Below are 16,373 nucleotides of genomic sequence, written 5' to 3'. Positions count from 1 at the left end.
TTCCTTCCGGTTGAAGATTCAATGGGTGATTTCATTTGCATTATCAGGAGTGTCGCAGGTCGCCATGACTTCTAGCCGATGGAAACACCAGCCGAAACGTCGTCATTGTGTCCGCAACACTTTCTACATCAGCCCGCCCGCCATGCAGCATCATGATGGATTGCACAATAGCCAATCCTAACCCGGTGGAGGATGTCGAACCGCTGCGGGCGTCATCGACACGATAAAACCGGTCGAATAACAAGGGGAGGTGTTCAGGCTTGATGCCGATTCCCGGGTTAGTTACGGTAATAGCTATTCCCTCTTGTACTTGCTGTGTAGCCAGGTGAATCACGCCTCCTTTGGGCGTGTACCGGAGCGCATTTGCCACCAGATTATTGACAGCGCGTCGAAACAAGATCGGATCAGCCTCCAGTGTGCCACTTGCATTCACTGCTAGTTGGACCTGCGCATCTTCCGCGACGCCTTCGAAGTAATCGGCGATGCGCTGCAACTCATTGGAAGTGTCTAAGCGTTGTTTATTCAGCACGAATTTAGCGTGATCGGCCCGCGCCAGAAACAGCATGTTTTCAACCATGCGCGCCAGCCGTTCATATTCTTCTTCATTCGAGGCCAGTAAGGACTGGTAATCCTCAGTGGAGCGCGGTTGCGATAGCGCCACCTGTGTTTGCACCATCAGATTATTGATTGGCGTACGTAAATCGTGTGCCAAATCAGCGGAAAATTGCGACAGCCGCTGAAAACTGCGATGCAACCGATCCAGCATGTCATTGAATGCCAGCACCAGCACTTGCAATTCATTCGGCGCGGCTGTGACGTCGAGGCGCATATCCAGGCGTTGCGCAGTGATCGATTGTGCCTGCCTGGCAATCGCATGTACCGGACGCAAGCCTTGTCGCACTATGATGTATCCGAATAATGCCGCTAACAGTGCGCCGAAAAAAACCGCTGCAAACACCTTGTTGCGATAGGTCTCAAGCAATGCCAGTCGGTCCGAATTGGTCCGCGCAACAATGATTTGCACTTGCTCATGCGCATTATTCAATGATCCCCATGCAGAGACGGTGCGCGCAGAAAGTCCTGAGTTCAGTGTCCATCGGCCCAATGACGCTTTGCCCGGCGTCTGATTGGCCGGCGTGACAGGCAATGTCGACAATGCGCCGTGATCGGTATGATTTTGCAAAAGGATTTTTCCATCGGCCGATTTCAAAATGATGATTAATCCATTGTGACCGGCAGCGGCATCCAGAAATCGATGTGGATCGTCCTGGATTTCCTTTACTGAAAACGTTTCCAGTAAAAAATGGCGCATTAAACTAATTTTTCCCAGTAATTCGATATCGTCGTGGGATTCAAGTTGGCTCGCCAGCGATTGATATAAATAAGTACCGACACCGGCAAACGTCAGCGCTGCAATTAGCGCAAACAGCAGCCCCAATCGCGTGGTCAGCGAAGTTGAACGAAATCGCTTCACTCCCGTGCTTCCAACACGTATCCCATGCCACGTAGCGTGTGAATCAATTTGCGCGAATAGGCTTCATCTACTTTTGCGCGCAAACGCCGCACGGCGACATCAACCACATTGGTATCACTGTCAAAGTTCATGTCCCATACCTGGGATGCAATCAGGGAGCGTGACAGGACTTCCCCCTGGCGTTTGGCCAACAGATGCAGGAGTGCAAATTCTTTCGGCGTCAAATCAATCCGTGCACCGCCACGCGTGACGCGGCGTTTCAATACATCGATTTCCATGTCGGCAATTTCCAGTCGCTCCGATTCGCGGATCGGGCCGCGCCGCAGCAAGGTGCGAATGCGCGCCACCAGTTCGGCAAATGCAAACGGCTTTACCAAATAATCATCGGCACCCAATTCCAGACCTTTGATCCGATCCTGGACATCGTCGCGCGCAGTCAGAAACAGTACCGGCGTTTGTTGTGTTTGCTGCGTCTTGCGCAGTTCTTGCACCACTTGCCAGCCATCCATACCCGGCAGCATCACATCCAGCACGATCAAGTCGTAGGCATCGGCGGTGGCTAATTGCAAACCATCCGGTCCGGTGCGCGCCAGGTCGACCACGAAACCCGATTCAGTAAGTCCTTTACGGAGATAGTCACCCGCCTTTGGTTCATCTTCCACAACTAAAATACGCATCAAATGCCTCCTTATTAGCGAATAGGTAGGTCTATTCTCGCTGATACCGTATTGCACGTGGATTACAAAACTGTAACCTCGTTGTCAGGTTCTCGTTTCCTTCTCTTTCTTATACTTCACTCCATCGATACGCACCGTACCGGTCGCTATAGCAGCGTTTTTGAAGTGCGAGTTTAAGGAATGGAATCAATCATGTTGAACCTGAAGAGTAAAACCGTTTCGATGTTCACCATGGGCATGTTGTTTGCTGCCATGTCAGTGAGTGCACAAGCAGAGAAACAAGATAATTGGGGAACCAATTTACCTCTGTCGGCATCGAGCAGCCCAATGAAAAATACAGTGGAGCCGTATGGCAACTCTATTCCAGTTGAATCGGCAACACGTCAGATTACCTTAACTCCAAGTACTAAGTGGATCAATGTGACACATGGGGAGTCGGTTAATTTTATGGCGCAGGGAAAGTCGTTTTCCTGGAATTTTTACACCTTGCGTAGCGAGACCAGCTTCGATTTGGCTACGATTGCACCGAAAGACATGAATCTGCAACAAATTCGTGTGTATGTGGCGAAGAACGCAAACGAAAGAGGGAGATAGAAACTTGTCCGTCACTTTGGGCATTGCAACAATCTCCGTTTAAGAATTAATTCTTGAAGAGGGTGTAATTAGTTTTGTGTATCCGGCGGTACGCAGCGTACCCGTTGACGCTCGTCCAACTCTAAAATTTCCACAATTAATGCGAAAAAACCTACGATTTTCCGAATGTGTCATACCGCAGGCGATAGCCATATTTATTATCTCCGTGGTGTTGAACTACGTTTGGGAAATCGCACAAGCACCGCTTTATTCAGAAATAGAAGACTGGGGCAACACCTGGTGGCATTGTTTTGTTGCCAGCTTGGGCGACGGAATTTTCGTATCGATAATCTACGCGGTTGGATGGGCCGCGTTCAGGCGTTCCGACTGGTACCTGTACCCGAGCGGTCCAGCATATGGTCTGATGCTGGCAATCGGATTGTGTATTGGTCTTGGCGTCGAATGGGTCGCTGTTTATGTTCTCAATCGATGGGCCTACACAACAGGCATGCCACTGATACCTGGATTAGGCGTTGGACTTGTCCCGGTACTGCAAATGCTCTTATTGCCACCGCTGATATTCTGGATTGCTGCATTGCGATTGAGGATGAAGAAACTGTGAATACACATACGCCCGAAACAATGATGCCTACCCCCGTCGCTCGCGGGGAAAGTCCTACTGAACTGAGGAGCGGGAGGCTGAACAGCAAATGCTTCTGCATCAGCCTGGATAGCGCTGCACTGCGGCAAGCATTGGCCGCGGAATTAGGTTCGCCCGACTTGTTGGCACTGGTCGAGGAACGATGTCCCTACCTGTTTTCCGCACAACCCGTGTTCGTATCGAATAGCCAGACAGAACGCATGGCGGAAGTGGTGCGTGCCATTGAATCGGTGGTTGCGCTGCCAGCCTATCGAAAACACATACTTGCCAATGCGCCTGCGATTGCCAGACACGATCCTGGCGGCGCAAAGGGTGTCTTTTTTGGCTACGATTTCCACCTACGCCACCTGAACGAAAGCGGCATCGGACTCATCGAAATCAATACCAATGCCGGTGGTGCGATGCTGAATGCTGTAATGGCACGAGCGCATCACGCTTGCTGTCTCGATAGCGAACAACTGGCTGCGGCAGCGACCTCTGCCGCGGCGCTGGAACAGAACATCGTTGACATGTTCTACACTGAATGGCGACTTTGCGGCCGCGACCGCCCGCTGCAAACCATTGCCATCGTTGACACAGAACCGCAGCAGCAATATCTGTATCCCGAGTTCCTCTTGTTCCAGAAACTGTTCGAGCGTCATGGTCTGCACGCTGTAATCGCAGACCCGTCGGAACTCATGCTGGCTGATGGTGTTTTGTGGCATGGCGAGACGGCCGTCGATCTGGTCTACAACCGGCTAACGGATTTCATGCTTGCGTTACCGGCAAGCGCGGCTTTGCGGGCAGCCTACCTCAAACATGCGGTGGTGCTGACGCCGCACCCACAAGCGCATGCCCTGTATGCGGATAAGCGCAATCTGGCGCTGCTCTGCGACGCCGGCCGGTTGCAAGCGCTTGGCGTACCGCAGAATATTCAGGACGTACTGCTGGCGAACATCCCGCACACGGAAGTGGTTGACGCAGCGCATGCCGAGCGTTTGTGGAGCGAGCGCCGCCAGCTCTTTTTCAAGCCCACCGCAGGTTACGGCGGACGTGCCGCCTATCGCGGCGACAAGCTCACCAAGCGCGTCTGGCAGGAAATTTTGGCAGGCGATTACGTGGCGCAGGCCATCGTGACGCCTGGGGAAAGGGCCATTGGCAGCCAACAAAATCCGGGATTGCTCAAGTTTGACATCCGCAGTTATGCATACGATGGGAGAGTTCAGTGGACTGCAGCGCGTATGTATCAAGGCCAGACCACGAATTTTCGCACTCCGGGTGGCGGTTTCGCACCGGTATACAGCCTGCCCGATGCCAATGTGGCTTGCGAAATTGAAACAATATTGAATGCAACTGGGAAAGCCATCACGTGTTGCGGGCCGGATTGCAGATAGAAGCACAACGCATAAAAACGGCTTGCACAATCCAGTAATTTTTATACCAGATGGAGAACACACATGTTTAAGAAGCGTTTTTTGTCATGCTTGGCCCTGGCTGTTATTGCGCTTGGCATGCACCAGTTCAGCGTTGCCGAACCATCGTCCGGACCGAGTCTGCAACAGCGGCTCGGGGGGCTTTTTTCGAATACGAAAGAGGATGAACTGCTGGAGCCTGACCTGGCGTTCAAAGTGAAGGTCGCGTTCAGGGGACCGACCGCTTTGGTTGTGGATTTGATGCCTTCAAAAGGATATTACCTATACAAAGACAGAATCCATTTCTCGGTCAAGAATTCCAACGATGTTGTCATCACAGCGATCAAGCTGCCGGACGGCAAAGTTACCAACGACCCGACTTTCGGCAGGACAGAAACTTACGAGAAGCCCATTCAAGCCGTAATCACATTGCAGCGGGCACCAAAGGCAAAAAGTTTTACGCTGGTGGCCGCTTATCAAGGCTGCCATAGAAATACAGGCGTCTGTTATCCGCCTATCGAAAAAACATTGAATCTCACCTTGCCGTAACGTAGTCAGGCCATCTCGTATTCACCCGCATATTATTTTCATTCAAGAATGATGCTTCAGACCCAGCTCTCGCTGATACCGTATGGAACATAGATTACAAAACTGTAATCTGGTTGTCAGGTTCTTGTTTCCATCCCTTTCTTATACTTCACTCCATCGATACGCACGTACCAATCGCCATAACAGCTACTTTGAACAAGCAGTATTTTCTCAATAACCGTTATCACCCATCAGGAGCCCTGCCATGAAAAAAATGCTAGCCATCGGTACGTCCGTATTTTTCACCCTTCTCGCTGGCACGGCTGGCGCGGTCGAGGAACACCATCCTGCCGACACCAAGCCAGCCGCAACGGCCACCAGCAAGTCAATCAAGCCATCAGCGCAAGCCGGCATGCAGACGCAGCAAATGGACCAGATGATGAAAAAAATGCAGGACATGCACGACAAGATGATGGCCGCCAAGACGCCCGAAGAGCGGCAGAAGCTGATGGACGAGCACAGGAATCTGATGCAGGACGGCATGTCCATGATGAAGAGCATGGGCGGCAAGGACGGCGCGATGATGAACGGCAAGATGAATGGCAAGGGTACCGCCGGCATGATGATGGGAGCAGACGCGATGGGAAAACGCATGGACATGATGCAAATGATGATGGAGATGATGATGGACCGGGAGCCCGGCGGCATGCCGATGACCAAGTAGCATGAATTGGCGATGGCTGCATGACAAGACCGCATGATCGCAATGCATTGCGATCTGAACCGAACAGCGTCGCCATTCTCCTATATCAGCAACCCAACAATCAATCAGGACACCAGATGAAACGTCGCACCTTTCTCACCGCCCTTGGCAGCTTACCTATCATCGGCCTAAACATGGGCTGGGCGCGCGCAGCCGCCGGCGGCATGCCTGCCATGAATATGGGAGCGGCCGCCGGGATCAAGCTTGCGGCAGTGGAAGCATTGGGTGCGGGCGCAGCAATCAGCGACATTGTCAAACTAGCCAATACCAGCGGCCAACCTGGACTGTTCCGTGCATCGCTGATCGCAGCGCCGGTGAACCTGCCCTTGCTGCCGGGCGCTCCAACCGAATTCTGGGCTTACAACGGCAGTCTGCCGGGACCGCTAATCGAAGTTGTCGAGGGCGATACCGTTGAAATCGTCTTCGAGAACCGCCTGCCGCAAGCCACCACGGTGCACTGGCACGGCCTGCCGGTGCCGCCGGAACAGGACGGCAGTGCGCATCATGAAGTGGCGCCGGGTGGCAAACGGCTGTACCGCTTCACCTTGCCGGTGGGCAGCGCCGGCACTTACTGGTATCACCCGCATCCACACGACAATACGCCGGAGCAAGTGTATCGCGGCCTGGCGGGCATCTTCATCGTGCGCGCCAAGGCCGACCCGTTCCAGGATATTCCCGAGCGGCTGCTGGTGATTTCCGACCTCAAGCTCGGCGCAGATGGCCGCATTGCACCCAACGATGCCAACGACGAAATGAACGGCCGCGAGGGTCAGTTCGCACTGGTCAACGCGCAACGCCAGCCAGTGCTCCAGTTCGACCGCAGCGGCCGCGAACGCTGGCGGATCTGGAATGCGAATAGTGCGCGCTACCTGCGCCTGGTCTTGCCTGATGCAGGTTTGACGCTGGTCGGCACCGACGGCGGATTGCTGGAGCACCCTGTCAGCGGTCTTACCGAATTGTTGCTGGCTCCCGCCGAGCGGGTCGAGATCATTGTCGATGCCGGCACTAATAATGGCCGGGTTGCGCTGCTTACCGCTCCTTACCAGCGCGGCAAAATGGGCGCTGTGGCAGCAGAGCAAGCGCTTAACTTGCTTACCGTCGATTTCAGCAAGGTTGTAGCCGGTGGAGCGCAAAAGCCGCTGCCAGCAACGCTGCGCCGCATCGACGACCTGGGTCGCCCGAAGGCCCAAAAACGCGTGGTTTTCTCGGAAAAAATGTCGATGGCCGGTGGCCAACACAGCGTGAAATTCATGATCAACGGCAAGCAGTTCGACATGCAGCGCATCGATCTGGTGAGCCGCGTAAATCAGGTGGAGCTGTGGGAAATCCTCAATGAATCAGATATGGATCACCCTTTCCATATCCACGGCACGCAGTTCCAGGTGATAGAACGGGAAGTCAATGGCAAGGTTACGCTGGCGCCTTACCGTGCCTGGCGCGATACCGTCAACCTGCGGCCGGGCGAAACGGTGCGCATCAAGTTGGTGCAGCGTTTCAAAGGTATCTACATGTTCCATTGCCACATTCTCGAACATGAAGGCGCCGGCATGATGGGGCAACTCAACGTGGTGTAGCTATTCAACTCTTGCTCGCGCCATCTCCATGACTGGCGATGGCGCCAGTCAATCCACATGAACAAGGAGTCCATGATGTTCAAGTTTCGTACCGCTGTACTCAGCCTCGCCTTGCTGGCTCCGCTGGCTCAGGCCGCCATCCCCGTCACCCTTTACAAGAGCCCTACCTGTGGCTGTTGCGAAGAGTATGTGAAATACCTGAATGCCAATGGCTTCGCGGTCAACGCGATCAACAGCGACGACATGAACCGCATCAAGCAGGAAAAGCACATTGGCAATAATCTCGCCAGTTGCCATACCGCACTGATCGGCGGCTACGCAGTCGAGGGCCATGTGCCGGTCGCAGCGATCCGCAAACTGCTGCATGACAAGCCGACGCTGGTCGGCATCAGCGCGCCGGGCATGCCGGCAAATTCGCCCGGCATGGGCGTCATGCGGCCGGGTACGCTCAAGATCTATGCCATCGCGCGCAACGCGAAAGCCAATCCGGCTGTGTTTTCCATCGAATAACGCGTCAAAACTCAGGGGTGATGAAACATTCCTATTCATTGCCCTTCACTTTCGAGGAGGAGCCATGCAGCACAATCATTCTGAACCATCGAACCCACAGCCACCGTATTGGAAATCCCGCACTGGCATTGTGCTCATCATGCTGGCGCTAGTGGTGGCGTTCTATGTATTGCGCGAGCACTGGGCGCATGTGGTCGGCAACTGGCCCTACCTGCTTCTATTGTTGTGTCCGCTGATGCACTTTTTCGGCCATGGTGGCCATGGGCACAGCCATGCGGACCAGGTCTCGCCTGACGACAAGAGCCGTTAATCGAAGAAGTTAATCGAAGAAGTTCAGCGAAGAAGTTCAGCGAAGGAGTTCAGAATGAATAAGCAGCTTGAAGATAGCGCTGGCGCCCATGCTGGAGGCACCATGGACAAGCCGTATACCGACCCGGTCTGCGGCATGAAGACGGCTGCCGATCCGGCAAAAGCAATCGAACATGCTGGAACCACCTATTATTTTTGCAGCCCGCATTGCATGGCGAAGTTCCGGGTCAATCCGCAGCAGTATTTGAAACTGCAAGAGAAAGCCGAGCCGGCGCTCGCCAAGGCTGCTTCCAAGGATGCGCTGTACACCTGCCCGATGCACCCGGAGGTGCAGAAAATCGGCCCGGGTACCTGCCCCAAATGCGGCATGGCGCTGGAGCCGATGGATGCTGCAGCCGAAGCAGACAGCGGCGAATTGCGCGACATGACGCGGCGCTTCTGGGTCAGTCTGGTATTGAGCCTGCCCTTGCTGTTCATTACGATGAGCGAATTTATTCCCGGTGTGAATCTGCACCACTGGATGGGAATCGATACCTTCAACTGGCTGCAAGCGGCTCTTGCGACACCCGTGGTGCTATGGGGCGGATGGCCGTTCTTCGTGCGCGGCTGGGCCTCGTTCCAGACCTGGAACCTCAACATGTTCAGCCTGATTAGCCTGGGCACGGCGGCAGCCTATCTGTTCAGCGCCTTCGCCCTGCTGTTCCCGGCGGCGTTGCCGGATGCGTTCAAGATGGATGGCATGGTGCCTTTGTATTTTGAAGCGGCGGCGGTCATCGTGACGCTGGTGCTGCTAGGCCAGGTGCTGGAATTGCGGGCCCGTTCCCGCACCAATAATGCGATCAAATCGCTGCTCGAACTAGCCCCCAACACGGCGCTGCGGATCAAGCCGGATGGCAGCGAGGAAGAAATCCATCTGGACCAGGTGCAAGTCGGCGACGTCTTGCGCGTCAAGCCGGGCGGCAAGATTCCGGTCGACGGTGAAATTGTCGATGGCCATTCGAATGTGGACGAGTCGATGATCACCGGCGAGCCGGTTCCGGTCGAAAAGCATGGCGGCGACAAAGTGACCGCAGGCACCGTGAATCAGACCGGCGCCTTCTCGCTGCGGGCCGTCAAAGTCGGCTCGGACACGCTACTGGCGCGCATCATCCAAATGGTCAATGAAGCGGGACGCTCGCGCGCTCCGATACAAAAACTGGCCGACCAGGTTTCGGGCTGGTTCGTGCCGGCCGTCATCGCGGTCGCAGTAATCGCATTTGCGGTATGGGCGATCTACGGCCCTGCCCCCGCGCTGGCCAACGGGCTGGTGGTGGCGGTGTCGGTGCTGATCATCGCGTGCCCTTGCGCGCTGGGACTGGCTACGCCGATTTCGATCATGGTCGGGGTCGGACGTGGTGCGACTGAGGGCGTGCTGATCAAGGATGCCGAGGCACTCGAACTGATGGAAAAAGTCGATACGCTGGTAATCGACAAGACCGGCACCCTGACCGAAGGCAAGCCGAAAGTGCAGAGCATCGTTGCTGCCAGCGGCTTTGACGAGGCGCAGGTACTGCACTATGCGGCCAGCCTGGACGCATTGAGCGAGCATCCGCTGGCGCTCGCAATCGTCAATCAAGCACAGGAACAGAACCTGTCGCCCAAGCCGGTCACGCAATTCGATTCGATTACCGGCAAGGGCGTGCGCGGCCAGATCGATGGCAAACTGGTTTTGTTGGGCAACCTGCGCCTGATGGAGTCGGAACAGATCGATGTCACCGCGCTGGCAGCCCAGGTGCAAACGCTGCGCGAGCTGGCGCAAACCGTGATGTTCCTGAGCGTCGACGGCAAGCTGGCGGGCATCGTCAGCGTCGCCGATCCGATCAAATCGACTACCCGCGAGGCAATTGACCAGTTGCATGCGGCCGGCCTGCGCATTGTCGTGCTGACTGGCGACAATGCAACCACCGCCGCCGCGGTAGCCAAACAACTGGGGCTGGATGATTTTCGCGCCGATGTGCTGCCTGAAGACAAGCTCAACTACTTGAAAGCGTTGCAGCAGGAAGGCCGCATCGTGGCGATGGCCGGTGACGGCGTCAACGATGCGCCGGCGCTGGCGCAGGCCAATGTCGGCATTGCAATGGGTACCGGCACCGACGTGGCGATGAACAGCGCGCGCATCGTGCTGGTCAAGGGCGATTTGCGCGGCATCGCGAAAGCGCGGCTACTCAGCCAGCACACGATGAAAAACATCCGGCAAAACCTGTTTTTCGCCTTCATCTACAACTTCGTCGGGGTGCCGATTGCGGCCGGTGTGCTCTATCCGTGGCTTGGACTGTTGTTGAGTCCGATGATCGCCAGCGCGGCGATGAGCCTGAGTTCGGTGTCGGTGATTACGAATGCGCTGCGCTTGCGCAACAAGACGCTGTGAGCAAAGCTCACTGAGCGTATCCGGCTGCTGCATTGATCGGGTAGCAGCCCGATCAACCGTGCCATTTGGCTGAAAATTGGTAACTGTTCACCCCGCTATGAATACCCCATTGCCCGCTTGCGGGAGAGGGTGACTGCAAAGTCGACGACTTAATTAATCGCTGCACTCTTCGTGGATGCTTTGTCGGGGTAGCCCGACAGCTACTCACTTTTCTTTGCTTCGCCAAAGAAAAGTGAGCAAAAGAAAGGCGACCGCAGACTTGCCCTTCGGGTACCCGTTTGTGTGCTGCAAAAAATGGGAAATGAAGGAACTCGCTTCGCTCAAACAGACTTCATTTCTGATCCATTTTCTGCAGCACACAAACGGCTGCGTCCCAAGCGGCCTAACATCAAAAACAGCGTCAATACAACCGCCAATGACCTTGGATTCAACCGGTCGATGCAACACACTAGAAACTGCATAAGCAAAAGGAGTGTTGCAGATGGCACAGAGACCTCGGATCTATTACACAGAAAGCCAGAAGGCATTGATGTGGGAGCGCTGGAAGAAAGGCGAATCCCTCCAACAGATTGCCCAGTTGTTCGACCGGAATCACGCATCGATCCAACGCATCCTGGCCGAGACAGGCGGCATAGGTCCTGCAGAGCGACGCCGTTCTCCATTGGCATTGACCCTGGCCGAGCGCGAAGAGATATCGCGTGCATTGGCTGCCAGTCACTCGATTCGCTCCATCGCTGCATTGCTCAAGCGGGCGCCATCAACGATTAGCCGTGAGATCAATCGTAATGGCGGCCAAGAAGACTATCGTGCAAGCCAGGCTGATCAAGCTGCCTGGGATCGAGCACATCGTCCCAAGGACTGTAAGCTGATAGACAATCCCACACTGGCACGTATTGTGGCTGGCAAACTACGATTGCAGTGGTCGCCAGAGCAGATTGCCGGATGGCTCAAGCACATGTATCCGGAGAACGATGACTATCAGGTGTCACATGAAACGATCTATCGCAGTCTCTTCATTCAGGCTCGCGGTGCTCTGAAGAAGGAATTATTGGAGCATCTGCGGCGTACGCGCGCCATGCGCCGGTCCCGCCATCACACGCAGAAGACAGTCAATCACGGACGAATCACCGACACGGTTTCGATTAGTGAACGTCCGGCCGCAGTGGAGGATCGAGCAGTACCGGGCCATTGGGAAGGTGATTTGCTGTTTGGGGACCGCAATAGCCAGATCGCAACCCTGGTTGAGCGCCATACCCGTTATGTGATGCTCGTGAAGGTCGCCAGCAAGGACACAGAAACAGTCATCAACGCATTGATTAAAAACGCTCGCCAGTTACCACAGGAGCTCTATCAATCGCTAACTTGGGATCGGGGTAAAGAGATGGCGGACCACAAGCGCTTTACGTTGGCGACCGACATCAGTGTTTATTTCTGTGATCCACATAGTCCCTGGCAGCGTGGCAGCAATGAGAATACGAACGGACTATTGAGGCAGTATTTCCCCAAGGGGATCGATATTTCGGATTACTCACAGGCGCAGCTAAATGCCGTGGCACGAAAATTAAACGAGCGTCCAAGGAAAACATTACACTACCAAACGCCGGCTGAACAATTCAGTCAATTTGTTGCATCGACCGGTTGAATCCAAGACATAAAGCAGACACTTGGATATCAATCGCATAGCAGGCTGAATAGATACGAAAATTGCCTTATTTCAGCGTCAGCCGTACCTGTTCAGCTGGTTTTTTTAGCAGCGTGAACTTGACGATAGCTTTGGCGCCAGTTGCAGTCTTGGCCTTGGCAATCATCTTGTTGTCGCCGGCTGGCGCGAGCTCTGCCTTGGTTTTTTCGGTGCCGGACAGCAGCGTGATTTCACCACTGGCGCCCTTGCTGTCAACCGGTTTCCCATCATGGTTGCTCAGGTAGACGGTAACTTGCTCTGCCTCGGCGACAAGTTCGACACGATTTCCCGATGCGGCCTCGGCCATCACACCGCCATGATGTGGTTTGAGGTCACCATCAGCAAACGCAAGGCTGGTGGACAGGGCGATGGATACGGCGATCAGCAGTTTTTTCATGATGCTTTCCTTTTCAGAGATGAGATTCCCGCCCCTGTCAAATAGTCCGAGGCGGGTAAATAACGAGTAAATACAGCCGAGGTTCTGTGCCTATTTAAAATTTAAGTAAGTATATTTTTTATCGCAATAAAAATATGCGGTAAATGCATTAAAAATGGCAATACTCCTTATTTTCGTGAAGATTCAGTAGGCTTCCTTGCTATGCTCTTTCAGCAATTGTTGCAGCGGTTTCTCGCCGAACAGCCAGAACATTAGCGGCGTCAGCAGCGAGTCGAGCAAGGTTGAGCTGACCAGTCCGCCGAAGATCACCACCGCCACCGGATGCAATATCTCCTTGCCCGGGGCGTCGGCAGAGAGCAGCAGCGGCACCAGCGCCAGTGCGGCAGTCAGTGCCGTCATCAGCACCGGCGTGAGCCGCTCCAGCGAACCGCGCACGATCATGCGCTGGCCGAAAGTTTCACCCTCGAACTTGCACAGGTTGACATAGTGGCTGATTTTCAGGATGCCGTTGCGGGTGGCGATGCCGGTCAGGGTAATGAAGCCAACCAGGGAGGCCACCGACAGGGTAATGTCGGCCAGCCACATCGCGATCACGCTGCCGATCAGCGCCATCGGGATGTTGCCCATGATTATCGCGGTGAGTTTGACCGACTTGTAACGGCTGTAGAGCACCATGAAGATCAGAGCCAGCGATACCAGCGACAACCCGGCAAGCAGCTTGGTCGCTTGTTCCTGTGCCTGAAACTGGCCTTCTAGGCTGACGAAATAGCCTTCGGGCAAATGGCTATCGGCCAACACCTTGCGAATATCCGTAATGATGCGCGCCATGTCCGAGCCGTCGGTATTGGCGGCGATGACGATGCGACGCCGACCGTTTTCACGCCCGATCTGGTTGGGACCGTCCGACTCTTCGATCGTGGCCACTTGCGATAGCGGGATGCGCCCGTGCGGCGTGTCGATCAGAATGTTAGCCAGGCCCGGTGTATCGCGCGCGCTGTCCGGCAGACGTATCACCAGATTGAAACGCTTGTTGCCGTCGACGATCTGGGCCACGGTATCGCCCTCGGTCAGGGTTTCCAGCGTCTTCAACAAGGTTCCTGGCGAGACGCCATACTGCGCGGCACGGCCATAGTCGAGTTGCACCTTGATCTGCGGGATCAGCACCTGCTTCTCGATCTGCAAGTCGGTCAGCCCCGGAATCTGCGCCAACTTATCGCGCAGGCTCGCGGCCTGACCGCGCAGCGTGTCGAGATCGTCGCCGTAGATTTTCAATGCGATCTGAGCGCGCACGCCGGACAACAGATGGTCGAGTCGGTGCGAGATCGGCTGACCGACGGTTGCCGTTGCTGGCAGCGGCGCCAATTGCGCCCGGATGTCGGCCATCACGACTTCGCGCCTGCGCTGCGACGGTTTGAGATCGACGTCGAGTTCGCTCGAGTGCACGCCCTCGGCGTGCTCATCGAGTTCGGCACGGCCGGTACGCCGCCCCACGCTCTTCACCTCCGGCACTGCCATGATCAGCTGCTCGGCCAGCGCGCCAACCCGGTTCGACTCGGCCAGCGAAGTGCCGGGGTTGAGCAGCAGCGACACGGTCAGCGTGCCCTCGTTGAACGTTGGCAAGAAAGCGCGCGGGAAAGACGGCACCGTGGCCAACGTCGCAACCAGCAATACCACCGTGGCCGCCAGAATCAGCTTGGCGCGACCAAACGATGCCTCCAGCAAGCGTTTATCCCAGTGCTTGAGCCATTGCACCAGCCTCGAGTCGCCGTGCCCGATTTGCTTCATGCGCGGTAGCAGGAAGTAGCTCAGCACCGGGGTCACGGTCAACGCCACCACCAGACTCGACAGGATCGAGGTGATATAGGCGACCCCGAGCGGTGCGAATAGCCGGCCCTCGATGCCCGGTAACGCGAACAGCGGCACGAACACCAGAACCACCACCATGGTGGCTACGACCACGCCGGAGCGCACCTCGTTGCATGCGGCCGCGATCACCTTGACAATACTTGTCACGCCCTGAGGCTTGTTCTCTTTCAGTCGCCGCAATACGTTTTCCACATCGACCAGCGCATCGTCCACCAGTTCGCCGATGGCAATCGCCAGACCACCCAGCGTCATCACGTTAATCGACAGCCCCATGCTCTTGAACACCAGAACGGTAATCGCCAGCGACAAAGGAATCGCGATCAATGAAATCAGCGTGGTGCGTACATTCATCAGGAACAGGAACAGGATGATCGCCACCATGATCGCGCCGTCGCGCAGCGCTTCCTGGACGTTGCCAATCGAGGCCTCGATGAAATCGGCCTGGCGAAATGAAATTTCCGGCTTGGACACGCCCGGCGGCAACGACTTCGATAATGATGCCAGTGCATGCTCGATCTCCGCGCTGAGCTTTACCGAGTCGGCATTCGGTTGCTTTTGCACGCTGACGATCACCGCCGGTTTGGCACCATAACCGGCGTCGCCACGTTTGAACGCGGCGGCGAATTTCACCTCGGCCAACTGCTTGAGCAGGATCGGTTGGCCGTTGACATCCTTGATCGCGAGGTTCTGCAGGTCTTCCAGCCGGGTGGTGCGGCCCAGGTTGCGGATCAGGTATTCACGCGCGTTCTGCTCAAGGAAACCGCCGCTGGTATTGCTGGAGAATGCCTTCAGCGCGGCGGCAAGTTCGTCGAAACTGACCCCGAGTTGCGCCATCAGCGCGGTATTTGGCTCGACGCGGAACTGACGCACCTCGCCGCCGATTGGGATCACCTGCGCGACGCCCGGAATCGACAACAGGCGCGGACGCAACACGAAGTCGGCATACTCGCGCACCTGCATCGCGCTGACTTTGGCCGGATCAGCCGGCAACGCGATCAACATGATCTCGCCCATGACCGAGGAAATCGGGCCCATGTTTGCACGCACGCCAGGCGGCAACTGTTCCTTGACCTCGGCCAAACGCTCGGCCACTAGTTGCCGGTTACGGTAAATGTCTGAGCCCCACTCGAACTCGGCGTACAGGATCGAGAGCCCGATTCCCGACACCGAACGCACTCGCGTCACACCCGGCATGCCGTTCATCGCGGTTTCGAGCGGAAACGAGACCAGTTGTTCGACTTCCTCCGGCGCCATGCCGCCGGCTTCGGTCATGATGGTGACAGTCGGCTTGTTGAGGTCGGGGAACACGTCGACCGGCATGTTCGACGCGGTGATGCCACCGTAAATCATCAGAATGACGGCGAAGGCGAGTACGAACAGCCGGTTTCTAAGACTAGTATTGACAATCCAGCTCAACATGATTGGCCCCTTCGGAACGTGTAAGAATTAAGTTATGGATTTGGACGCGTCTGACGGGATGCGATGCAAGGCGTGAGGAGGAGTCATAGCGAGCTATGGCGACGACGAGCAACGCCGCAGCGGGCCCGTCAGACGTGGAACAA

14 protein-coding genes are annotated in these 16,373 nt (G+C 55.7%); 10 read left to right on the top strand and 4 right to left on the bottom strand.

Annotated elements, in window-relative coordinates:
- Window positions 1–43 precede the first annotated feature (43 nt).
- Complete coding sequence (locus tag FKCLFG_RS01985; RefSeq protein ID WP_472614575.1) at window positions 44–1,474, bottom strand: heavy metal sensor histidine kinase; 1,431 nt, start codon at window positions 1,472–1,474, stop codon at window positions 44–46.
- Window positions 1,471–2,151 (bottom strand): heavy metal response regulator transcription factor, encoded by a 681-nt coding sequence (locus tag FKCLFG_RS01980; RefSeq protein ID WP_472614574.1) that lies wholly within the window; start codon window positions 2,149–2,151, stop codon window positions 1,471–1,473. Before FKCLFG_RS01980 ends, FKCLFG_RS01985 begins: the two co-directional genes overlap by 4 nt.
- A gap of 192 nt (window positions 2,152–2,343) precedes the next feature.
- Between FKCLFG_RS01980 and FKCLFG_RS01975 the strand changes: the two genes are divergently transcribed.
- The 10 genes from FKCLFG_RS01975 to FKCLFG_RS01930 all read left to right on the top strand — a co-directional run bounded on the left by FKCLFG_RS01975 (window position 2,344) and on the right by FKCLFG_RS01930 (window position 12,509).
- The gene (locus FKCLFG_RS01975) at window positions 2,344–2,745 is read left to right on the top strand and encodes a CzcE family metal-binding protein (RefSeq protein ID WP_472614573.1); all 402 of its coding nucleotides are present in this window, start codon (window positions 2,344–2,346) and stop codon (window positions 2,743–2,745) included.
- Between the two features lie 139 nt (window positions 2,746–2,884).
- The gene (locus FKCLFG_RS01970; protein ID WP_472614572.1) at window positions 2,885–3,346 is read left to right on the top strand and encodes a hypothetical protein; all 462 of its coding nucleotides are present in this window, start codon (window positions 2,885–2,887) and stop codon (window positions 3,344–3,346) included.
- 131 nt (window positions 3,347–3,477) lie between these two features.
- Entirely contained in the window at window positions 3,478–4,758 is a 1,281-nt protein-coding gene (locus FKCLFG_RS01965) for a hypothetical protein (RefSeq protein ID WP_472614571.1), read from the top strand.
- Window positions 4,759–4,821: 63 nt separating this feature from the next.
- Window positions 4,822–5,325: a protein-disulfide reductase DsbD N-terminal domain-containing protein gene (locus FKCLFG_RS01960; RefSeq protein WP_472614570.1), complete on the top strand. Its 504-nt coding sequence runs from the start codon at window positions 4,822–4,824 to the stop codon at window positions 5,323–5,325.
- Window positions 5,326–5,569: 244 nt separating this feature from the next.
- Complete coding sequence (locus FKCLFG_RS01955; RefSeq protein ID WP_472614569.1) at window positions 5,570–6,028, top strand: hypothetical protein; 459 nt, start codon at window positions 5,570–5,572, stop codon at window positions 6,026–6,028.
- 116 nt (window positions 6,029–6,144) lie between these two features.
- Window positions 6,145–7,641: a multicopper oxidase family protein gene (locus FKCLFG_RS01950; protein ID WP_472614568.1), complete on the top strand. Its 1,497-nt coding sequence runs from the start codon at window positions 6,145–6,147 to the stop codon at window positions 7,639–7,641.
- 75 nt (window positions 7,642–7,716) lie between these two features.
- Window positions 7,717–8,151, top strand: a complete 435-nt coding sequence (locus tag FKCLFG_RS01945; RefSeq protein WP_472614567.1) for a DUF411 domain-containing protein — start codon at window positions 7,717–7,719, stop codon at window positions 8,149–8,151.
- Between the two features lie 64 nt (window positions 8,152–8,215).
- Window positions 8,216–8,461: a DUF2933 domain-containing protein gene (locus FKCLFG_RS01940; RefSeq protein WP_472614566.1), complete on the top strand. Its 246-nt coding sequence runs from the start codon at window positions 8,216–8,218 to the stop codon at window positions 8,459–8,461.
- A 54-nt stretch (window positions 8,462–8,515) separates the two neighbouring features.
- On the top strand, window positions 8,516–10,867 hold the full coding sequence (locus FKCLFG_RS01935; protein WP_472614565.1) for a heavy metal translocating P-type ATPase: 2,352 nt from the start codon (window positions 8,516–8,518) through the stop codon (window positions 10,865–10,867).
- A gap of 481 nt (window positions 10,868–11,348) precedes the next feature.
- Window positions 11,349–12,509 carry an IS30 family transposase gene (locus FKCLFG_RS01930; protein ID WP_472613379.1) on the top strand — a complete coding sequence of 387 codons (1,161 nt, stop codon included), beginning with the start codon at window positions 11,349–11,351 and terminating at the stop codon, window positions 12,507–12,509.
- Between the two features lie 67 nt (window positions 12,510–12,576).
- Here FKCLFG_RS01930 and FKCLFG_RS01925 read toward each other — a convergent pair whose 3' ends face one another.
- Entirely contained in the window at window positions 12,577–12,945 is a 369-nt protein-coding gene (locus tag FKCLFG_RS01925; protein ID WP_472614564.1) for a hypothetical protein, read from the bottom strand.
- Window positions 12,946–13,128: 183 nt separating this feature from the next.
- Window positions 13,129–16,230: an efflux RND transporter permease subunit gene (locus FKCLFG_RS01920; protein WP_472614563.1), complete on the bottom strand. Its 3,102-nt coding sequence runs from the start codon at window positions 16,228–16,230 to the stop codon at window positions 13,129–13,131.
- Window positions 16,231–16,373: the final 143 nt, after the last annotated feature.

Source organism: Gelidimonas denitrificans (genome assembly GCF_055694065.1).
Note: the sequence above shows the minus strand (reverse complement) of the source record. Positions and strands in the feature narration are given on the sequence as shown.

Coding starts and splice junctions, on each gene's coding strand:
- FKCLFG_RS01970 (WP_472614572.1), top strand. CDS start 2,885: ATGCGAAAAAACCTACGATTTTCCGAATGTGTCATACCGCAGGCGATA.
- FKCLFG_RS01960 (WP_472614570.1), top strand. CDS start 4,822: ATGTTTAAGAAGCGTTTTTTGTCATGCTTGGCCCTGGCTGTTATTGCG.
- FKCLFG_RS01920 (WP_472614563.1), bottom strand. CDS start 16,230: ATGTTGAGCTGGATTGTCAATACTAGTCTTAGAAACCGGCTGTTCGTA.
- FKCLFG_RS01950 (WP_472614568.1), top strand. CDS start 6,145: ATGAAACGTCGCACCTTTCTCACCGCCCTTGGCAGCTTACCTATCATC.
- FKCLFG_RS01975 (WP_472614573.1), top strand. CDS start 2,344: ATGTTGAACCTGAAGAGTAAAACCGTTTCGATGTTCACCATGGGCATG.
- FKCLFG_RS01940 (WP_472614566.1), top strand. CDS start 8,216: ATGCAGCACAATCATTCTGAACCATCGAACCCACAGCCACCGTATTGG.
- FKCLFG_RS01925 (WP_472614564.1), bottom strand. CDS start 12,945: ATGAAAAAACTGCTGATCGCCGTATCCATCGCCCTGTCCACCAGCCTT.
- FKCLFG_RS01930 (WP_472613379.1), top strand. CDS start 11,349: ATGGCACAGAGACCTCGGATCTATTACACAGAAAGCCAGAAGGCATTG.
- FKCLFG_RS01980 (WP_472614574.1), bottom strand. CDS start 2,151: ATGCGTATTTTAGTTGTGGAAGATGAACCAAAGGCGGGTGACTATCTC.
- FKCLFG_RS01955 (WP_472614569.1), top strand. CDS start 5,570: ATGAAAAAAATGCTAGCCATCGGTACGTCCGTATTTTTCACCCTTCTC.
- FKCLFG_RS01945 (WP_472614567.1), top strand. CDS start 7,717: ATGTTCAAGTTTCGTACCGCTGTACTCAGCCTCGCCTTGCTGGCTCCG.
- FKCLFG_RS01935 (WP_472614565.1), top strand. CDS start 8,516: ATGAATAAGCAGCTTGAAGATAGCGCTGGCGCCCATGCTGGAGGCACC.